Raw genomic sequence first — 21,134 nt, forward strand, 5'->3', positions numbered from 1 at the left:
GTGTATAAAATAGGTTTATTGTTATGAAAAAATCAATAATTTTAAAATTACAAAATGTAATAAAAAGATATTCTGAATTAGAATCTTTATTATCTTCTGATTATTCAGTATTTGATAAAAAAAAATTTTCTGTTTTATCAAAAGAACGAGCAGAATTATTTGAATTACGTGAATCATTTTTGTCATGGTTAAATATAAAATCAGATATAAAGAGCAATAAAGCATTATTACAAGATTCTGTTATTGGTAAATTAGCAGAAGAAGAGTTATGTATTTTATTAAAAAAAAAAAAGGAAATTGAAAAAAAAATAAAAAAATTATTAATTCCTACTGATCCATTTGATCAAAATAGTTGTTTTATTGAAATTAGAGCTGCTACAGGAGGATTAGAAGCTGCTATTTTTTCTGGAGAATTATGTAAAATGTATATGAGATATGCTGATTTAAAAGCTTGGAGAGTAAGCATTATTAATATGCATGCAGGAGAACAAGGTGGTTACAAAGTAATTGTTTTAAAAGTTACAGGAATTGGTGTTTGTAAATGTTTAAAGTTTGAATCTGGGGGTCATAGAGTTCAGAGAGTTCCACAAACAGAATCACAAGGTCGTATACATACTTCAACATGTACAGTGGCAATTATGCCCGAAGTTCCTAAATCAAAAGAAATTATATTAAATATTGCTGATTTAAAAATTGATACATTTCGTTCTTCAGGAGCAGGAGGGCAACATGTTAACACAACAGATTCTGCTGTTCGTATTACACATATTCCAACTGGTAATGTAGTTGAATGTCAAGATGAACGTTCTCAGCATAAAAATAAAGAAAAGGCTTTGTCAGTTTTATCTGCTAAAATTTATTCTGAAATTAATGCAAAAGAAGCATTAGAAAATTCATTAATGAGAAAAAATTTATTAGGTACAGGTTCTAGGTCGGATCGAAACAGAACATATAATTTTCCTCAAAATCGAGTAACTGATCATCGTATTAATTTAACATTATATCGTTTGAGTGAAATTTTATTAGGTAAATTAGATTTATTAATAGAACCTTTATTGCAAGAATATCAAGCAGATTTATTATTAATGATGGAATAGAATTAAGTTGGTATATATTATAATGAATATTAAAACGTGGTTGTGTATTTCTAAAAAAAAATTAATTAATAGTTTAACGCCTCAATTAGATTCAGAAATATTAATATGTTACGTATTAAAATATTCAAAAAAAAAACTATTTTTAAATTATAACACAATTATTAATTGTAATGATTTATTAATATTAAACCATTTACTGTATAGAAGAATATTAGGAGAACCCATTGCATATATTATTAATAAAAAAGAATTTTGGTCATTATCTTTATTTGTTTCTCCTTCTGTATTAATTCCTAGACCTGATACAGAATTGTTGATTGAATTAGTTATGTCGCATGTTTATCTAAGAAACGAATTTATTTTAGATTTAGGAACAGGTAGTGGATCTATTGCCTTAGCCCTAGCTTATGAATATCCTTTGTGTAAAATTATAGGTATTGATAATAGTTTAAGCGCCTTATCTATAGCGAAGTATAATGCGCGAAAATTAAACATTAATAACGTTTTTTTTATGTACAGTGACTGGTTTTCACATGTTCCTCTTAGAAAGTTTTATATAATTGTTTGTAATCCTCCTTATTTATCTAGAAAAGATTTTTATAAAACTACACAAGATTTGGTATTTGAACCATATAACTCTTTAGTTTCTGGAACATGTGGAATAGAATGTATACAGCATATTATAACCAATGCATATAGACATCTTACTTCTATAGGTTGGTTGTACATAGAACATTGTTATAAACAAACCAATGTAGTCAGAAAAATTTTTAAAAATAATTTTTTTATAAAAATATCTTCTGTGAAAGATTATTCTAATCGTAAAAGAGTTACTTTCGGTTGTTTACTCAAAAAGTAGTAATTTTTATAAAAATTTTATGTGTTTATTTTAATTTTAAAAACAATTATCTAGGATAGATATATGATAGATTTATATAATATTGATTTTTCTCAAATATCTTTATGTGAGATTATGATAAAAATTATGGCAGATATTCGTGATGATTTTTCTGAAGAAAAAACTATGAATATTTGTAAAGAAAAAATTCAAGAAGCTTTATTATTTATTCCTAACAAACTGACAGAAAAAAAAAAGATAGAAAAATTACTATTCTTATTTTATAAAATTTGGAAATTTGGTAGTTCTGTTGCAGTATATAAATTATCTGACATGATATGGTTAGATAAAGTAATATTATCTAATCAAGGTAGTTCTTTTTCTTTAGGAATAATATTGATATATATTGCTAGTCATTTGAATATACTGATTACTCCTATAATTTTTCCAACACAGTTAATTTTAAAATTTAAAAATCCAGAAAAAAAATTTTTTTATATTGATCCAATTAATGGAGATATAATAAATAAACATACTTTAAAAATATGGTTAAAAGGTAATATTAGTCCTTCTGCAGAATTAACAAATAATTATTTACAAGATTCTCAACCATTAACAGTAACTCAAAAAATTTTAGATATTTTAAAAGTTGCTTTACTAGAAGAAAAAAGTATTGAATTAGCTCTAAATGTAAGTAATATCTTGTTAAGATTGAAACCTAAGGACCCATATGAAATTCGAGATAGAGGATTAATTTTTTCTCAACTAAATTGTTATCATATAGCTATTTCAGATTTATTATATTTTATTGAAAAGTGTCCTGAGGACCCGATTAGTGATATAATAAAAATGCAAATTCATTCTATTGAGCAAAAAAAAATTACTTTCCATTAAATATAATTTTATTATATCATTAAAATATATTGTGTATTGTGTTTTTTTAAAGAAAGATATATTAAAGAAAGAGATATAGTATGAAAAAAAAATTAATTTTAGTGTTAAATTGCGGTAGTTCTTCTGTCAAATTTTCAGTCATTGATCCGATTTTAGAAATAAATTATCTAGATGGAATGGTAGATATTTTAAATTCTAAAATATCTTTAATAATTAAAAATTTAATTAAAAATACGACATTATTTAAAGAATTCGAAAAAATGGATTCATATGAAAAGTTAATTAAATTAATTTTTACTACATTATTATGTAAATATAAAAATTATTTAGATGATGTAGTAGGCATTGGACATCGAGTAGTACATGGAGGACCTTTTTTAAAAAAATCTATGATTATCAATTCTGATATTTTATTAAAAATTAAACAATCATCTATTTTTGCTCCTCTACACAATCCTTTTCACGTAGCTGCTATTAAAATAGCTCTAAAGATTATGCCAATATTACAATATAATAATGTAGTAGTATTCGATACTGCTTTTCATCAAACTATACCTAAGAAAGCATTTTTATACGCTATTCCTTATAAATTTTATAAGAATTATTCTATTCGTCGGTATGGTGCGCATGGAATTAATCATTTTTATGTTTTAAAGAAGAGTTCTTTGATATTAAAGAAACCTATAAATTGTTTAAATATTATTAGTTGTCATTTAGGAAGTGGATCCTCGATTACAGCTATAGTAAATGGTCAATCAGTAGACACTTCCATGGGTTTGACTCCTCTAGAAGGACTGGTTATGGGAACGCGCTGCGGAGATATTGATCCATATGTAATTTTTTATATGGTCAATGAATTAAATATTCCTGTTAAAGAAGTACAACAAATACTGACTAAAGAATCCGGAGTTTTAGGAATTAGCTCTATGACTAGTGATTTTAGAAAATTAGAAGAAAAATATTATACACATAAACAAGCAAAGTTATCTATTAATATTTTTTGTTATCGTATTTCTAAATATATTAGTGGATATTCTTCGTTAATGCAAGGAAGACTAGATGCAATTGTTTTTACTGGAGGTATTGGGGAAAATTCTAGCTTTATTCGTCAAAAAATTATACATAAATTGTCTTTATTGAATTTATTTATTGACGTAAAGAAAAATAAAAAAAATTACAAAAAAAATATATTTATAAATTCTATGAATAGTATACCTATACTTGTTATACCAGCAAATGAGAATCAAATTATTGCTCAAGAAACGTATGATTTAGTTGTATAGATATTGTATATTTATTTTTAACATTATATATAATGTATCAGTTTGAAAAATATATATATTTTATTCTAAATAGTGTGTTTTTTACGTAGATTATCTAGTATACTACTAAATTATTTTTTTAATTTTATTTATTATATTGATTAATATATTTATGAAAAATTATATAGAGAAATTTAAATTATTTCTACAAAAAAAAGCTAGCTCTAAGGTTAGAAAAATTGTTTTTCCTGAAGGTAATGATATAAAAATTATTGAAGCGGCTTCTATATGTAGTCAATTAAATATTTCGAAATGCATTTTGTTAGGAAATTATGACTATATTAATAATTTTGCTACAAAAAATAATTTTTTTTTAAATAAAAATATTAAAATTATTGATCCTGATGAAATTCGAAAAGATTACGTGCTGAATTTATTTCATTTGAGAAAAAATAAAGATATATGCAATGTAGAACAAGCTTCTAATTTATTATGTAATAATATAATATTATCATTAATGATGTTACATAATAGTGACGTAGATGGTGTTGTAGCAGGAATAACACATTCTACGGCTGATATTGTACGACCAACTTTTCAGTTAATACAAAATAATCATAAAAATTCATTTGTATCATCAGTTTTTTTGATGCTTTTTTCAAATAAAGTTTTAGTATATGGAGACTGTGCTATTAATAAATATCCAGATGAAAATGTATTAGCAAAAATAGCAATTCAATCTGCTAATACAGCGAGATCTGTTGGAATATTTCCAAAAATAGCAATGTTATCATATTCTACTGATACTTCAGGTTCAGGAAAATCTGTGGATAGGATTAGACAAGCAATCAGTATAGTAAAGAATATTCAGCCAGATTTATTAATTGACGGACCTATGCAATATGATACTGCTGTTTCGTCTGAAATAGCACAGAAAAAATTTCCTGATTCTTCAGTAGCTGGTCGAGCTACTGTTTTAATATTTCCTGATTTAAATTCTGGAAACATTACATACAAAGCTGTTCAACAATCTTCTGGGATTATATCAATTGGACCAATTTTACAAGGTTTACGAAAACCTGTAAATGATTTATCTCGAGGAGCAACTGTTCAGGATATTGTATATACTACTGCTATGACTGTTATTCAGTCTTTTTGATATTTTCAAAAAAATAAGGGTATATTTTTATACTTAATTCGTAAAATTACTATAATTATTTTTTTTAAGTAGTAATTTTATGATATTAAAGGAGTATAGGATAGTTTTTGTAACCCTACTACTTTTTCTTTTTTTGCAGTTCTAATCAAAATAACTCCCTGGGTATTTCTTTGTAAAGTTGCAATTTCAGACACTCTGGTTCTAACAAGAGTCCCTGCATTTGTGATCATCATGATTTGATTATAATTATCAACTTGTATAGCTCCTATAACAACTCCGTTTTTTGGGGTTACACGAATAGAAATAACACCTTTAGTAGCCCTTGATTTAACAGGAAAATGATTGATTTTAGTTCTTTTTCCATATCCATTTTCCGTTACAATTAGGATATCATCTTTTGTTTTAGGAACTAATAATGACACAACTCGATCGTTTTTAATGATTTTTATACCTTTTATACCTGCAGCAGTACGGCCCATTTTTCTAATTTTTGTTTCAGAAAAGCGAACGACTTTTCCTTTAGAAGTAAATAGTAGTATGTTATTTTTACCATTCGTTAAAGAAACACCGATTAATTCATCATTTTTTCGTAAATTAATTGCTATTATTCCAGAGTTTCTAGGTTTTTTAAACTGATCTAATGATGTTTTTTTTACAAAACCTAGAGCAGTAGCCATAAAAATATTTATTGATGATTTATACTCTGAAATAGGTAAAATTGTTGTTATTCTTTCTTTCTGTGTTAACGGTAGTAAATTAATAATAGGTCTTCCTCGAGCATGTCTACTAGTTTCAGGTAATTGATATACTTTCATCCAGTACAGTAGTCCTCTACTAGAAAAACATAAGATAGTATCATGAGAATTAGCTACTAATAAATTCTCTATATAGTCTTCATCAGTAGTTTTTGCAGCAGATTTTCCTTTTCCTCCTCTTTTTTGAGCGTTGTAGTCTGAAATTGGTTGATACTTTACGTATCCAGAATGTGATAACGTTACTACAACACTTTCTTGTATTATCATATCTTCCATGTTTATTTCAGAGGTTTTTTTTATAATTTTTGTTCTGCGTAAATCAGAAAACTGATTTTTTATTTTTAATAGTTCTTGTTTTATTATTTTTTTTAATTGATTAGAACTAGATAGGATTTTTTTTAATATTGATTTTTTTTTTAATAGACTTTTGTATTTTTGATAAATATTATTTGTTTCTAATGTAGTAAGTTTATTTAGCTTAATATTTAAAATAGCTTGTGTTTGTTTTTTGCTAAAATTAAAAGTTATTGCATTATTGCATATATTACGGTGTACATGTATAGTAGTGTTTTTTTTCCATTTTATTTTTTCTAGATTTTTCCTAGCATTTTTACTATTACGAGCTATTTTTATTACTTCAATAATTTTATCGATATTATTCAAAGCAATGTAAAATCCTTCTAATACATGGATTTTTTTTGTGTATTTATTTAATTTAAACAAGCACTTTCTAGTAATAATTTTTTTTCTATGTCTTATAAACTCTTTCAGTATTTTTTTTAGTCCCATTGTTTTAGGTTGACCAGAAGATAAAGCAACCATATTTATTCCAAAAGATGTTTGTAATGATGTTAATGTGTATAATTGATGTAGCACTACTTTGGCAATAAAATCTTTTTTGATTTCTATTACAATTCTCATTCCATCTTTGTCTGATTCATCACGAATAGCAGAAATTCCAAGAATTTTTTTTTCTTTTACTAATAAAGCAATTTTTTCAATTAATTTAGATTTATTAACTTGATATGGTAATTCGTAAATTATTAAAGACTCTTTTTTATTTTTTTCGCTATATTCTATTGAATGTTTTGATCTAATAGATATTTTTCCTTTTCCTGTGCGATAAGCTTCTTGAATACCATTTTTTCCGTGAATAATTCCAGCTGTTGGAAAATCAGGACCGGGAATGTATTTCATTAATTTTTTTAAAGAAATAAATGGATTTTTGAGGTATGCAATGCAACCATTTATTACTTCTTGAAGGTTATGTGGCGGAATGTTAGTGGCCATACCTACAGCAATACCTGAAGATCCGTTAATTAATAAATTAGGAATTTTTGTGGGTAAAATTTCCGGTATTTTTTCTGTTCCGTCATAATTTAAAACGAAATTAACTGTATTTTTTTCTAAATCGTTTAACATCTCATGAGCAATTTTAGACATACGGATTTCTGTGTATCTCATGGCTGCTGCAGAATCTCCATCAATGGATCCAAAATTTCCTTGTCCATCGATTAATGGATATCTTAAAGAAAATTGTTGAGCCATGCGTACAATTGCATCGTATACTGCAGAATCTCCGTGTGGATGATATTTACCTATTACATCACCTACTATTCTTGCTGATTTTTTGTAGGGTGTATTCCATTTATTATGCAATATATTCATGGCAAATAATATTCTTCTGTGTACGGGTTTTAGTCCATCTCTTACATCTGGTAAAGCTCGTCCAATAATTACAGACATAGCATAATCAAGATAAGATTTTTGCAATTCTTCTTCAATATTGACCTTTTTGATTTCTTTTGCAATATTATTCATTTTCTCATCTCTATGATATAATTTATTTTTAATATATTTTAACTAAAATGATGATTTTTTTTTATTAAATGAATACAAAAAATGAAATAAGAATATTATTTTACAAATTGAACGTATTATCAACAATATTATTATTAGTATAAAAATACTGTAATTTAAAAATGGTATTATATAGTATATTTATTGCTATATTTGTTTATTTAACAATAATTTTAATGTAGATATGTATTAATACATATCAATTCTATCAATGTTTTTATAAAAATTGATAGAAATATATTATTTTTATTAGATGAATTATATTTTTTTAAAATTTTTTGATAGATATTTTTTTACTCCTTCTGGAGTTGCTCGCATAGCATCTTTTTCTTTACTCCAATTAGCAGGACATACTTTTCCGTGTTTTTTATAAAATGTGAAAGCATCAATTATTCTGATAATCTCTAAGATATTTCTACCTATTGGTAAGTCATTAATAGATTGATGACGAACAATACCATCTTGATCGATTATAAATGAAGCTCGTAAAGCAACCGTTAATTCTGGGTGTTCAACTCCATAATATTTTTGTATATTTTTAGTAATGTCGGACACCATAGGAAATTTTATTGCTCCAATACCTCCTTTATTAGGTTTTATGTTTCTCCATGCATTATGTACATATACTGAATCTATAGATACTCCTATAATGCGTACATTTCTATTATTAAACTCAGAATATAAATTATTAAATGCTATTAACTCTGAAGGACATACAAATGTAAAATCCATAGGCCAAAAAAATAATACTGTTATTTTTCCAGAACTATATTCATATAAATTAAAATCATTCACGATCTCACCATTAGGTAATACTGCTGATGCAATAAAATTAGGAGCTTTTTTAGATACTAAAATCATTTTTCTTCCCTCTGATATCAAAATATGTATATGATGAAGTTTATACAATAAAATTATGATATACTATATCATAATTTTTATTTTTTCATATTATTTTAAAAAATTATTTTTAAACAAACGGCATATTTTTTATTATTTTATAATATTGGTGTACTTCATGGTTATTTCATCTAATTATTTATGGTCAAATTTTTTTTTTAGAGAAAAAAAAAAAAATATTTTATACATTTATGGAATACTTTACAAAATATACAAAAGAATACAAGAGTTTATCCTCCTAAAAAAGATATTTTTAATGCTTTTTTATTAACACCAATATCAGAAATTAAAGTAGTAATTATAGGTCAAGATCCATATTGTCGATTTGGACAAGCAAATGGTTTGTCTTTTTCAGTCTCTAAATGTACATCGCTCCCTGCTTCATTAAAAAATATATTTATAGAATTACAGCATAATTTTCCACAATTTAAAATTCGTACAAATGGATGTTTAAAATCTTGGTCACGACAAGGTGTATTTTTATTAAATTCTATATTAACTGTTTCGGATAGTTTACCAGGATCTCATAAAGGATTAGGTTGGGAAATATTTACTAATCAAGTTATTAAGTTTATTAGTGATATTCATGTAGGTATAATATTCGTACTATGGGGTTCTTTATCAAGTCAAAAATATCATTTGATAAATAAAGATATACATTTTATACTACGATCGTCGCATCCATCTCCTCTTTCATGTCATCGAGGTTTTTTTGGATGCAAACACTTTTTAAAAATAAATACAATTTTAATGCAACAAAATAAAAAACCAATTAATTGGTTTAGAGATACATAATTTTAAATTATGTTAATATACATTGATATTTATACGTTAAATTATATAACAACCACAGCTTTTTTGATTACATGATTTTTAAATGTATATCCGTTTTTTTTTATTTTTTTGATTTTTATGTTATCAGTATTTGTGTCTGTTTTTTTGTTTTTTTCTAAAATATGTATATTTGGATTGAATGGTATATTAACTTGATTGATTTTTTTTATGTGCCATGTTTTTAGATTTTTTTCTAATATATTGTGTGTTAACCGTATTCCTTCAACTACTGTTTTTGGTATGGAAATAGATTTTTTAGATATTTTTACTAAATTGTCAATTTGGTTGATAATAGATGATATATTTTTTATAAAACCTTTAAACTGATTTTTTTTAATTAATTTTACTTCTTGTATATTTTTTTTTGTCGCATTATCTATGTCAGCGAAGTGTCTTAACTTTACATTTTTTTTTTCTTGTTTTATACAAAAAATTTTTTGTTCAATTTTATATAGCTCGTCTATTTTGTTTGTTTTTTCTTTTTTTTGTGGAGAAATTTTATTTTTAATGGTTTTTTTTTCTTTCATGATTTTTCGATTATATTTATAGTAATTAATATGTTTATTGAAATTATTTAGTAAATGAATTTATGTAAATAATTTTTAGTGTAAATAATTAAAATACATTTTTAACATTTAATAACATATTTTTATATATATAATTTATATTAAATGTTTTATAAATAAAATATGTATATCGTTTTAATATAGTAAAGAAGTACTTTTTAGATTATATCTATCTATTACTATAATGTGTGTATCAGTATTTTATACTAATTGTTCTTATAGTGAAATATTTTAAAATTTATAACAAACAAAATATTCTTATGTTAGTATGGTTTATGTATTTTTTTTTAATAAGAAATATAATTATTGTTTTTATTATATTTATGAATACACGTTTTATATGAAAATAATTATTTTATTAATTTTTTTGTAAATTATTTAATTAGATGTTTATCTGAAATGTTTAAAAATTTTTGGAGCTGGCGGGATTTGAACCCGCGTCCAAAATAACTAATATTATTGTTCTACATGTTTAGTTTATTTAATTTTTTAAAATAAAACTTAATAAACAAAATTTTATTTTTTATCTTAATAAAATACAATCTTATTGTTTTAAGATTAACAATATAAGAATGTCTCTTTTTATATAACCTTTCTAATATATAACTTACCTAATAAAGAGAAGAAAATAGATCAGCGAGAAAGGGCTTTATCTAGTTTTTTAAGCTGCTAAAGCGTAGTTTTTTTGTTTTGCATTTAATAAAATTGGTTTTTTAACGAGGCAAACCAATCCTCGACATGCTGCAACAATTTTTGTATATTCTGTCAAATCCATAACAGCCCCATATATAAATTATATTATAATAGATATATTGGATTTAGACAATATTTATATATACAAATATTATTATTTATTTTTTCTAAAATTGTTCAAAAAGCATTTTTTTATATTGATCTTTATAGTACCATGAGTGTAATTTTTATTAGAAATACAATAATTTTTGTTATTGTATTTATCAAATAAAAAATTTATGAATTATATATTATTTTATTAACTTTATGAGTGATATTAATATGATAGATGCTATTAGAAAAATAAAAAAGCAATTAAAAAAAAATATTATTGTTCTTTATATGAAAGGTTCTCCTGAACATCCTAGTTGTGGTTTTTCTGCTCGAGCTGTTCAAGCTTTATCTTCTTGTACTTCAAATTTTTTTTATGTTGATATTTTAAAAGATACAGATATTCGTTTAGCTTTACCAAAATATTCAAAATGGCCAACCTTTCCTCAATTATGGATTAAAGAGCGTTTGATAGGTGGATGTGACATCATGTTAGAATTATTAAATAACGGAGAACTATTAAATTTAATTCAAAATTGTCAAAATAATACTCAATTGGATAAATCACAGTCTTAGATTTAGGATTATATAAATTATGCATTAAACATCTCATCTTGTTTTTTTCGATGAGATGTATTTGGAGGCCAACCTCCAAGTCTTTTCCATCGATTTACTAATTCGCAAAATAAGTGTGCTGTTTGTATGGTATCGTATAGAGCAGAATGTGCTTGAGTTGTATCAAAAGGAATACCAGCCATTTGACAAGCTTTCGCTAACACTGTTTGTCCAAAAATTAAACCGCTAAGTGCCGCTGTATCAAATGTAGTAAATGGATGAAAAGGATTTTTGATAACTCCTATTCTTTTGGCTGCTGCCATTAAAAAGTTATGGTCAAAGTTAGCATTATGAGCAACTAGTATTCCTTTCTTACAACAATTCAAGCTTATTTTCTTTTTTACTAGTTTAAAAATACTCGCTAATGCGCTTTTTTCACTAACAGCCCCTCTAAGAGGATTAAAAGGATCTATTTTATTAAAGGCAACTGATTCTGCTTGTATAATTGATCCTTTAAAAGGTTTAATGTGAAAATGTAAGGTATCATCTATTTGTAGCCATCCCAGTGTATTCATTTTTAAAGTTACAATTGCAATTTCTAACAAAGCATCTGTTTTTGCATGAAATCCTGCACTTTCTATATCTATAACAACGGGATAGAATCCTCTAAATCGATTTTTTATCATAAATCGTAAATTTTGTTTTATAGACATATGTATCTCAGTTTCATTATTTAGTATAATTTTAATTTATCTTTATGTATTTAATGATATAAAATTATAATCATCTTGTTCAAATAACTCAATATATTTAAATAAAAATAACGATTGTTTTTTTTATTATACTTTTTTTAAAAAATCATTTTTAATGAACATATTTTTTTAAAACATTATTTTTGTTAATGGTTAATAATATGTATGATAATGTGATTGTTTAAAAAATAAAATTTCTTTGTATTAGGATATATTATTAAATGTATTATTAAATATATTCAATAAATATACTGATTTTTAAAATAAAGAGAAATCTTTATTTTAAAAATATATAAAAATTTATTTTTAGAATATTTTTTTAAAAATACTTTTGAAGATATATACTTTTTTTATAATTTATAAAAAAATATTGTATATATGTAGTGTGATCGTTTAATAACATTTGTGTATAGTTTTTTATAAAAAAAATAATATATAATATGCAAACATATAAAGTTTAACTACCTAATATATAAGTACAAAATATATATATTATAGGTATATAAGATATAAGCATAGGATGGTTTCATTAGTAATTTTGTAAAATATGTATCATAATTTAATTATATTTAATTTAAAAGAAGGTATTTTGAAAACGATAAAAATGATTGTCGGTCTTGGAAATCCGCTAAATCAATATTATAATACACGACATAATGTAGGTTATTGGTTCATTAATATGTTATCTGATTTTCATAAAATTTCATTTAAATTCAAAAAAAGTTTTTTAGGATATATTGCGAATGTTACAGTAAATAATCATGTAATTTATTTATTGCGACCACATGTATTTATGAATGTTTCAGGTATTTCGGTTTATTCTGTTTCATCTTTTTATAAAATTGATTTATCCGATATTTTAATAGTACGAGATGAATTAGATTTATTTCCTGGAATAGTAAAAATAAAGTTTGGAAAAGGTCATAATGGTCATAATGGTGTTAAAAGTATTATCAATCATTTTCCCATGAAAAATGATTTTATGCAATTATGTATTGGAATTGGTCGTCCGATAAAAAAAAAGAATGTATCAACATTTGTGTTAAAAGCACCTGAAAAATTAGAAGGTAATACAATTAAAAAAGCAATTTTGGAATTTATTTTATTAACTAAAGATAATATATATAAAAAAAATTTTTTGAAAAATAAAAAAATTATTATCAATCAATAATGTTTTGTTGTGATTGTTGATTATTTTTTCTGTAAATTTGATGTTAAACTGAATAGGTATAAATTATTGTGGTATATAAATGTGGTATTGTAGGATTGCCTAATGTAGGAAAATCTGCTTTATTTAATACGATAACAAGATTAAATATTCCATCAAAAAATTTCCCTTTTTGTACTATTGAACCTAATATAGGGATAGTTTCTATTCCCGATAATAGGTTGAAAAAAATAGCTGTTTGTGTGTCAACTAAAAATATTATACATAGCTGTATTACTTTAATTGATATTGCTGGATTAGTAAAAGGTGCTTCTAAAGGAGAAGGTTTAGGAAATAAATTTTTAAAAAAAATTAGAGAATGCGATGCCATCTTGCATATTGTTCGTTGTTTTATAAACAATAAAATAACTCATATATACAATAATGTAAATCCACTACGTGATATTAATATTATTAATACGGAGTTATTGTTATCTGATCTTGATTTATGTGAAAAAATTTTTAAAAAAAAATCTATTCAAAAAAATGTGAATGATGTATATCATTCTATTTTTCTTAACTTAATAAAACGATGTATATCTCAATTACAATCTGGTTTTTTTTTGAAAGACTTAGTTTTTTTAGAAGAAGAATTAAAAATCTTACAACAATATCAATTTTTAACGTTAAAACCTATGATTTATATTTTTAATATGACAAAAGATATGTGTTGTAATATTGATATTAATGAATTATATAAAGATAAAAATGTTAATTTATCTACTGTCATTCCTGTGGTACTAGGTCATAAATATAGTATAAATAATAATCATTATGATGTTTTATCTATTCAAAAAAATCATTTGTTTTTTTTTGATGTAGATTTTAATAAGTTTATTAGGCATTTATGTAACTCTTTATTTTTAAAAACTTTTTTTACTGCTGGACCAAAAGAAGTGAAATCATGGATATTTAAAGCAGAAAAAACCGCTATTCAAGCTGCTAAGATAATTCATACTGATTTTTCTAAAGGTTTTATTAGAGCTCAAGTCATTTCATATGTTGATTTTGTTAGGTATTGTAATTTAATTAAAATTAAGCAATTAGGTAAAATGCGTAGTGAAGGAAAAAAATATATAGTTCAAGATGGAGATATTATAAATTTTTTATTCAATATATAAATTATATAATTTAGTTAGTAATAAATATTAATTTTGAATCAATTGTAATTTAGAGAGGGATTCTAGTTTTCCTCTCTAAATTATAAGATTTATTAAATTTTTGTTAGTAAAAAATTTTTTAATTTCAAAAAATCTGGTTTCATGTGATGTGAAAAATTTTTTAAATTTACTCGAGATTTTAAAGAATAGGGTAATTTTAATTTAATGTTTAATATTGATTCAACTGTATCTTGAAATTTAGACGGATGAGCAGTTCCTAAAAATAATCCAAAATCTGTTTTTTTCATATTTTTGACTAGTACTTTGTATGCTATAGCTGCATGAGGTTCAGATATATATCCTATTTTATATAGTTCTTGAAGAGTTTTGATGTTTTTTTTATCAGATATACTCTCAGATTTTAGAGTATGTAAATTCCAATTTTTTCTTCTAAATAATTCTTCTACTCTTGGCCAGTTATTAGGTTCACTGATATCCATAGCATTAGAAATTGTGGAGATAGTATTATTAGGTTTCCATACACCATTATTTAAAAAACGAGGTACTGTATCATTTGCGTTAGTAGCAGCAATAAAGGATTTTATAGGTAATCCTAATGATTTCGCGATTAATCCAGCGGTTAAATTACCAAAATTACCGCACGGTACAGATATTACAACATCATTATGATGTTTAGACGGTATTAATGCAAAAGCTTCAAAATAATAACAAATTTGAGCTAGTAATCTACTAATATTAATAGAATTAGCGGAATTTAAACCAATCTTTTCTTTTAATTTTTTGTCGTTAAATGATTGCTTTACTAAATATTGACAATCATCAAAACTTCCGTCAATTGCGATAGTGTGTATGTTTTTTCCTAACGTACAAAATAGTTTTTCTTGTAGTACACTAATTCTTCCTTTAGGGTACAGTATTACAACACGAATATTATTCATACAATAAAAAGCATGTGCAACTGCAGCTCCCGTATCACCTGAGGTTGCAGTTAGTATAGTCATACTAGAATTTTTATTTTTCCAATATGATAACATATTTGCCATAAACCTTGCTCCAAAATCTTTAAACGCTAAAGTTGGTCCATGAAACAATTCTAGGCAAGAAATATTTTTGGTAACCGGCACAATAATTGGTGGAGTAAAAGAAAAAGCAGATTTAATTTGTTTTTTTAAATCAGGCAATGATATTTCATCAGATATAAAGTGAGATAGTATATGCGTACTACGCGTAATAAAATCCATTTTTATTAACTTCTTTAAATCTTGAGAATTAAATTTTGGCAAATATTTTGGAAAAAATAATCCTTGTTTCTTTCCTAAACCAGATTGAATAGCATTTAAAAAATTTACCTCTTCTGTATGATCTTTCAAATTATATAGTTTCATTGTTGCAATCTCATTTTTCTTGCACCTAATTGATCAATTTTACAAATATAAACAAATCCCTTATTATTAGTGAGAAAGTTTTTTTCTAACCATTTTTTTACTTTATTTGCAATAGAAATATTTAAACATATTGAAAATAATGTAGGTCCAGAACCTGAAATGTTACATGTTAATGCTCCTAATTTCATTATGGATCTTTTTATATGTAAAAATTTTGGTATTAATGGAATTCTATAAGGTTCTGCTAAAGTATCTTTCATAAAACGAATAGCTAGTTCGGATTGTTTTGTGTGTAATGCGTGTATAAATGTAGATAAATTTCGACTATTTTGTATACATATATCTTTTTTATAATGTAAAGGAAGAATATTTCTGGCGACTGAAGTAGATAATGTTATACCAGGCCATGCAATTATCCATAGCCAATTTTTAAAAATAGGGAGTTTTTGTGTAACATAATTTTTATCGCCTGTGATTAATTGTAATCCTCCTAAATAACATGGAGCAACGTTATCATAGTGAATACCCCCAGAAATATCTCCTTCTAAAGAACCCATTAATTTAATTAATTCTGTTTTTGTGAGTTGTGTTTTATAAAACTGGTTAAACGCAAGAACACTAGCTACTATAGAAGAAGCGCTAGAACCTAGTCCAGATCCTATAGGCATATTTTTTTCTAATTTAATTGATATTGGTATTTTTTTATTGGTATAGTTATTAAACCAACGCCATGCTTTCCAAGTAATATTTTTTTTTATGTCCGTAGGTAAATTATCGGAAAAAGATCCGTGACACTTTAATTGAAATGTATCTGATGATTGTATTGATATACAATCTCCTAATAAAGTTCCATCTATGGGTGTAATAGCTGCTCCTAAAATATCAAAACCAACACCAACATTACCAATGGAAGCGGGAGCATAAATTTTTATCATTATCGTAAACTCGTAATGTTATAATATAACACGTAATAAATCAGAAAAAATACCTGATGCTGTTACTTTATTTCCAGCTCCGTAACCGCGTAGTATTAAAGGAATGGGTTTATAATATTTTGTATAAAAAACAAATATATTTTCTCCATTTTTAACGTAGTACAATGGATTTTTATTGTCTACAGATTTAATTTTTATACTGCATGATCCGTTTTTTTTTATTGTACCTATAAAACGCAATACTTTTTTTTTACTTTTTGCTTTATTAACTTTTTGAATAAATATATTATTTAATTGTTTTATTTGTGAAAAAAATTCTTTTTTATTTTTTAGTTTATTAAAAGAATCAGGTAATATTTTTTCTATAGTAATATTAGATAATTCTAATTGATACCCAAATTCTCTTGCTATAATTAATAATTTTCTAGCTACATCTATTCCAGAAAGATCGTCTTGAGGATTTGGTTCTGTAAATCCTAATTTTTGTGCTTTTTTGATAGCATCTGATAAGGTACTATTACCATCTAATTTTCCAAATATGTATGACATGGAACCTGATAAAATACCTTGAAATTTAATTAATTGATCTCCAGATTGTACTAAGTTTTTTAAATTATTAAGTATAGGTAATCCAGCACCTACATGTGTTTCATAAAAAAATTTTTTATTATATGTATGAGCTGTTTTACGAATTGATTTGTAATCAGAAAAGAGTGATGAATTGGATTTTTTATTAGCTGTAATTATATGAAATCCTTTTTTCATAATTATATTATATTTTTCAGCAATATCTTGACTAGCAGTACAATCTATTAAAATTGGATGTAAATATCCATTTTTTTTTGCCAAATTTAAAATTTTTTCCAAGAAAAATAATTTTTTAGATTTTTCAAATTTTTTTTTCCATTTATTTAAATTAATTTTTGTTTTATTTTTTATATAGGTAGTAGAATTTGCAATTACATTAACATTTAATTGAATAAAATTTTTTTTTAATTTTTTTTCTTGCATTAAAATAATATCTAGTAATTTTAATCCAACTCCACCTATACCAATCAAAAAAATATTTACGGGAATAGTTTTATAAAGAATTAAATCATGAATTTTTTTTGTGATATTAATGATATTTTTATCATATAAAACGATAGACAACGAAATATTAGAAGTATTATGTGATATTTCTAGTATTTTATTTTTAAAACTATTAATTACTAAACATATTTTTTTTAAAATATTAATATTATGTTTTTTTACGTTATAGCCAATAATAGAAATGATACTAAGTTTTTTGACGCATAAAATTGTTGTAGGTAATTTATTTTTTGTTTTTATACCAAGTATTTTTTTTAATTTTATTTTTATATTTAGTAATGGATGATCTTGTATATAAAAACTAATTGTATTATTTGATAATGATTGGTTTAATAAATATGTAATAATATTTTTTTTAGACAGATATTCGAATATTTTTTTTAAAAATTTTTCCTTATTTAATTCTTTTATATTGATTATTTTAACTAAAACTATTTTTTTTAAATATGTAATTCCTTTAATTACATCAATATTTTTATTATTTTCTGTGGTTAATAGAGTACCTGGAAAATTAGGTTTATTGGTATTTTTAATAATGCATGGAATGTTATGAGTTTGTAATGGTTTTACTGAAGCCGGATGAATGATTTTAGCGCCAAAATAAGATAATTCTAATGCTTCTTGATATGTGATTTCTGATATAAATTTAGCTGTAGATATAATATTAGGATCGCTTGTATATATTCCGTTTACATCTGTCCAAATTTCACAAGTATGAGAATTAGTACATATAGATAATATAGTAGCGGAATAATCAGATCCATTTCTTCCTAAGATTACTAATTCTTGGAATTTATTACCAGCAATAAAACCTGGCATAAGAATAATTTTTTTTTTAGTTATATTTAAGTTTTTGAAATTTTTTTTAGATTCACGTATGTCAGCAATAGCGCTAAGATAATTAGATGTAGCTAGTATTAGTTTTACAGGATTAATTATTAAAACTTGATATTCATATGAAATTAGTAATTCTTTCATTATTTTTACGGATAATATTTCGCCCATACTTATTATTTGAGCGTAAATTTTATCTGGACATTTTTTAAGTAGTTTTATTGAGGATAATAATTTTTTTAGTTTTTGGTACTGTATCTCTATTTTTTTTTGAATGTTATTTTTAGGATATTTTTTATTAATTATATATATATTTTTTGTCAAGTTTAAAAAAAATCTTTTTAAAGTAATTAATTCTTTAATAGGAATATTATTATCACGAATACATTTTTTAATGATTTTTTCTAGATGATTAGTTATAGTAGCCGGTGCGGATAATACCACTGATATTTGATTGATTTTTGTTTGATTAATAATAATTGAAGATACTTGTATGAATTTTTTTGCATTTGCAAGAGATGTACCTCCAAATTTTAACGTTTTCATAAATATAATCTCGTGTAAAAATCATTATTTAAGTTTGATTTATTTAAAATAGTGTTTTACTATATGTATAAATTTTAATTGTAATAAATATTGTTATATTGATAGTAGTATTTTGATTGTATTATTATGAATGATATGAAAAATTTAGAATATAAATATTTTTATTACTTTTATATATATACTGTTAATAGTCACATAAAATTTATTATGAGGTAATTAATAAATTGTATCATATTTTTTGTTTTTTTGCTTTTTAAAAATTAATTTATTAAAAATATTACAAACGAAAGAATCTTTATATTAAATATTTTTTTGATTATGTTAAAATATGAGAATTTTTCTATTTTAGAATTTTTTATTTTTAAATTAAAATATGTAATACTAATTGATTAATTGATAGAATTTTTTAATGAAGATTAATATATATATTATGTTTTCGTGAATTTTATTGAATAGTTTTTTTTATATAATACGTGATACACATTAATATTTTTTTTTAAAGAAAATGTTTTTTTTGTTCCATAGAAATAAAGTTTTTTTTAATTCGATTTTGTTTTCTATTCTAGAGCGAAGCGAAATAAGTTCTAGAGCTTGAAAAAAAATATTATTTTTCTTGGTTTCTTTGGTTTCATGGTTTTTTTTTTTTTCTATTTCTGTTTGTAAATTCCATATTTTTTCAATATTTATAAGGATATTTTTTGGAATTCCCAATAACAATGAATATTTTTTTAAAATATAATGAACAGAAACAGAATATGCTTTTAAATATTTTATGTTTTTTTTAATTAATAATATTTGTATTTTTTCCCTTAATGGGTACCAAAGTAGTGATGCAAATAAAAAAGAAGGACAGCGTATAGAGTGGTGTGAAGAATAAGAATCTACTTTTTTTAAACATGCAATAATGATATTTTGTAAAAATTTTGTGTTTTTTTTACTAAATTTATTTAATAAAAAAGGTAGTAATGGATAAATTAAAGAATATTTTTTTAATCGCATGTATGTTAAATAACCATAACCTAAACAAAATAATTTGATAGATTCATTAAACAAGCGAGCTCGAGGAATGTGTTTTAATAGTGCTGATAATTTAACTATTGGTGCTTCAGTTTCTCTATCAATATGCATGTGTAATTGTACAGAAAAACGAATTACTCTCAACATTCTTACTGGATCTTCTCTATAACGAGTTTCAGCATCACCTATAAGTCTGATTATTTTCATTTTTATATCTTTAATTCCACCAACGTAATCTCGAATACTAAAATCTTGAATATTATAATACAATGCATTAATAGTCAAATCTCTTCTATATACATCTTCTTCAATTTTTCCAAAAGTATTATCAACTAATAACATTCCGCTAGTAGATTTTTTCATATTAGGATATGGTTTTTTTTTATCAGTATTGTTGTTTTTCGTTCTGAATGTTGATACTTCAATAATTTCACTTTTAAATATTAAATGCGCAATAATAAAGCGACGTCCTATTAATCGACAGTTTTTGAATAGTTTTCTAATTTCGTTAGGTTTTGCGTTAGTAGCAATATCAAAATCTTTAGGCTTTTTGCCTAACAATAAATCTCGGACTCCACCGCCCACTAAATACGCTTCGTATCCTGATTTACTTAATCTATACAATACTTTTATAGAATTTTTACTAATTTTTCTTTGAGATATATTGTTATTCTTTTTTATAATTAGCTTCATATTTTAATATCGACGTTATTTTACGTTTATATATAGTTTTTTTTAAATT

At 24.1% G+C, this 21,134-nt stretch carries 17 protein-coding genes and 1 other RNA gene; 9 read left to right on the forward strand and 9 right to left on the reverse strand.

Annotated features, from left to right (window positions below):
• The first annotated feature begins 23 nt into the window (after positions 1 to 23).
• The 5 genes from prfA to pta all read left to right on the forward strand — a co-directional run bounded on the left by prfA (position 24) and on the right by pta (position 5,250).
• Positions 24 to 1,097 (forward strand): peptide chain release factor 1, encoded by a 1,074-nt coding sequence (gene prfA / locus BUCISPPS3390_RS00600; RefSeq protein ID WP_154060731.1) that lies wholly within the window; start codon positions 24 to 26, stop codon positions 1,095 to 1,097.
• 22 nt (positions 1,098 to 1,119) lie between these two features.
• Positions 1,120 to 1,956 (forward strand): peptide chain release factor N(5)-glutamine methyltransferase, encoded by an 837-nt coding sequence (gene prmC, locus BUCISPPS3390_RS00605; protein WP_154060732.1) that lies wholly within the window; start codon positions 1,120 to 1,122, stop codon positions 1,954 to 1,956.
• 63 nt (positions 1,957 to 2,019) lie between these two features.
• Positions 2,020 to 2,829 (forward strand): tetratricopeptide repeat protein, encoded by an 810-nt coding sequence (locus BUCISPPS3390_RS00610; protein WP_154060733.1) that lies wholly within the window; start codon positions 2,020 to 2,022, stop codon positions 2,827 to 2,829.
• Between the two features lie 80 nt (positions 2,830 to 2,909).
• Entirely contained in the window at positions 2,910 to 4,112 is a 1,203-nt protein-coding gene (locus BUCISPPS3390_RS00615) for an acetate/propionate family kinase (RefSeq protein ID WP_154060734.1), read from the forward strand.
• Between the two features lie 151 nt (positions 4,113 to 4,263).
• Entirely contained in the window at positions 4,264 to 5,250 is a 987-nt protein-coding gene (gene pta / locus BUCISPPS3390_RS00620; protein WP_154060735.1) for a phosphate acetyltransferase, read from the forward strand.
• Positions 5,251 to 5,327: 77 nt separating this feature from the next.
• Here the strand turns inward: pta and gyrA are convergent, their stop codons facing one another.
• Positions 5,328 to 7,826: a DNA gyrase subunit A gene (gene gyrA, locus BUCISPPS3390_RS00625; RefSeq protein ID WP_154060736.1), complete on the reverse strand. Its 2,499-nt coding sequence runs from the start codon at positions 7,824 to 7,826 to the stop codon at positions 5,328 to 5,330.
• 297 nt (positions 7,827 to 8,123) lie between these two features.
• A complete protein-coding gene (locus BUCISPPS3390_RS00630; RefSeq protein ID WP_154060737.1) occupies positions 8,124 to 8,726 on the reverse strand; it encodes a peroxiredoxin in 603 nt (200 codons plus the stop codon).
• A gap of 222 nt (positions 8,727 to 8,948) precedes the next feature.
• Here BUCISPPS3390_RS00630 and ung point away from each other — a divergent pair, with 222 nt between their 5' ends.
• Positions 8,949 to 9,560, forward strand: coding sequence for a uracil-DNA glycosylase (ung, locus tag BUCISPPS3390_RS00635; RefSeq protein ID WP_154060738.1), 612 nt, complete (start codon positions 8,949 to 8,951; stop codon positions 9,558 to 9,560).
• Between the two features lie 41 nt (positions 9,561 to 9,601).
• Here the strand turns inward: ung and grpE are convergent, their stop codons facing one another.
• On the reverse strand, positions 9,602 to 10,126 hold the full coding sequence (grpE, locus tag BUCISPPS3390_RS00640; protein WP_154060739.1) for a nucleotide exchange factor GrpE: 525 nt from the start codon (positions 10,124 to 10,126) through the stop codon (positions 9,602 to 9,604).
• A gap of 452 nt (positions 10,127 to 10,578) precedes the next feature.
• Positions 10,579 to 10,949: a transfer-messenger RNA gene (ssrA, locus tag BUCISPPS3390_RS00645) on the reverse strand.
• Positions 10,950 to 11,182: 233 nt separating this feature from the next.
• Between ssrA and grxD the strand changes: the two genes are divergently transcribed.
• A complete protein-coding gene (grxD, locus tag BUCISPPS3390_RS00650; RefSeq protein ID WP_269471941.1) occupies positions 11,183 to 11,524 on the forward strand; it encodes a Grx4 family monothiol glutaredoxin in 342 nt (113 codons plus the stop codon).
• A 17-nt stretch (positions 11,525 to 11,541) separates the two neighbouring features.
• On the opposite strand, the gene rnt is transcribed toward grxD, so the two are convergent.
• A complete protein-coding gene (gene rnt, locus BUCISPPS3390_RS00655; protein WP_154060741.1) occupies positions 11,542 to 12,216 on the reverse strand; it encodes a ribonuclease T in 675 nt (224 codons plus the stop codon).
• Positions 12,217 to 12,844: 628 nt separating this feature from the next.
• On the opposite strand from rnt, the gene pth reads away from it, so the two are divergent.
• Positions 12,845 to 13,426 (forward strand): aminoacyl-tRNA hydrolase, encoded by a 582-nt coding sequence (pth, locus tag BUCISPPS3390_RS00660; RefSeq protein WP_154060742.1) that lies wholly within the window; start codon positions 12,845 to 12,847, stop codon positions 13,424 to 13,426.
• A gap of 68 nt (positions 13,427 to 13,494) precedes the next feature.
• Positions 13,495 to 14,583, forward strand: coding sequence for a redox-regulated ATPase YchF (gene ychF, locus BUCISPPS3390_RS00665; protein ID WP_154060743.1), 1,089 nt, complete (start codon positions 13,495 to 13,497; stop codon positions 14,581 to 14,583).
• 92 nt (positions 14,584 to 14,675) lie between these two features.
• On the opposite strand, the gene thrC is transcribed toward ychF, so the two are convergent.
• The 4 genes from thrC to pcnB form a co-directional block, all read right to left on the reverse strand.
• Complete coding sequence (gene thrC / locus BUCISPPS3390_RS00670) at positions 14,676 to 15,968, reverse strand: threonine synthase (protein ID WP_154060744.1); 1,293 nt, start codon at positions 15,966 to 15,968, stop codon at positions 14,676 to 14,678.
• A complete protein-coding gene (gene thrB, locus BUCISPPS3390_RS00675; RefSeq protein ID WP_154060745.1) occupies positions 15,965 to 16,903 on the reverse strand; it encodes a homoserine kinase in 939 nt (312 codons plus the stop codon). Before thrB ends, thrC begins: the two co-directional genes overlap by 4 nt.
• 18 nt (positions 16,904 to 16,921) lie before the next feature.
• A complete protein-coding gene (thrA, locus tag BUCISPPS3390_RS00680) occupies positions 16,922 to 19,375 on the reverse strand; it encodes a bifunctional aspartate kinase/homoserine dehydrogenase I (RefSeq protein ID WP_154060746.1) in 2,454 nt (817 codons plus the stop codon).
• Positions 19,376 to 19,858: 483 nt separating this feature from the next.
• On the reverse strand, positions 19,859 to 21,085 hold the full coding sequence (gene pcnB, locus BUCISPPS3390_RS00685; protein WP_154060747.1) for a polynucleotide adenylyltransferase PcnB: 1,227 nt from the start codon (positions 21,083 to 21,085) through the stop codon (positions 19,859 to 19,861).
• Positions 21,086 to 21,134 lie beyond the last annotated feature (49 nt).

The sequence above is a fragment of the Buchnera aphidicola (Cinara cf. splendens/pseudotsugae 3390) genome (assembly GCF_900698845.1).
Lineage (GTDB): Bacteria > Pseudomonadota > Gammaproteobacteria > Enterobacterales > Enterobacteriaceae > Buchnera_F > Buchnera_F aphidicola_AM.

Coding starts and splice junctions, on each gene's coding strand:
- BUCISPPS3390_RS00610 (WP_154060733.1), top strand. CDS start 2,020: ATGATAGATTTATATAATATTGATTTTTCTCAAATATCTTTATGTGAG.
- thrB (WP_154060745.1), bottom strand. CDS start 16,903: ATGATAAAAATTTATGCTCCCGCTTCCATTGGTAATGTTGGTGTTGGT.
- thrC (WP_154060744.1), bottom strand. CDS start 15,968: ATGAAACTATATAATTTGAAAGATCATACAGAAGAGGTAAATTTTTTA.
- prfA (WP_154060731.1), top strand. CDS start 24: ATGAAAAAATCAATAATTTTAAAATTACAAAATGTAATAAAAAGATAT.
- prmC (WP_154060732.1), top strand. CDS start 1,120: ATGAATATTAAAACGTGGTTGTGTATTTCTAAAAAAAAATTAATTAAT.
- BUCISPPS3390_RS00630 (WP_154060737.1), bottom strand. CDS start 8,726: ATGATTTTAGTATCTAAAAAAGCTCCTAATTTTATTGCATCAGCAGTA.
- grpE (WP_154060739.1), bottom strand. CDS start 10,126: ATGAAAGAAAAAAAAACCATTAAAAATAAAATTTCTCCACAAAAAAAA.
- pcnB (WP_154060747.1), bottom strand. CDS start 21,085: ATGAAGCTAATTATAAAAAAGAATAACAATATATCTCAAAGAAAAATT.
- BUCISPPS3390_RS00615 (WP_154060734.1), top strand. CDS start 2,910: ATGAAAAAAAAATTAATTTTAGTGTTAAATTGCGGTAGTTCTTCTGTC.
- rnt (WP_154060741.1), bottom strand. CDS start 12,216: ATGTCTATAAAACAAAATTTACGATTTATGATAAAAAATCGATTTAGA.
- gyrA (WP_154060736.1), bottom strand. CDS start 7,826: ATGAATAATATTGCAAAAGAAATCAAAAAGGTCAATATTGAAGAAGAA.
- pta (WP_154060735.1), top strand. CDS start 4,264: ATGAAAAATTATATAGAGAAATTTAAATTATTTCTACAAAAAAAAGCT.
- thrA (WP_154060746.1), bottom strand. CDS start 19,375: ATGAAAACGTTAAAATTTGGAGGTACATCTCTTGCAAATGCAAAAAAA.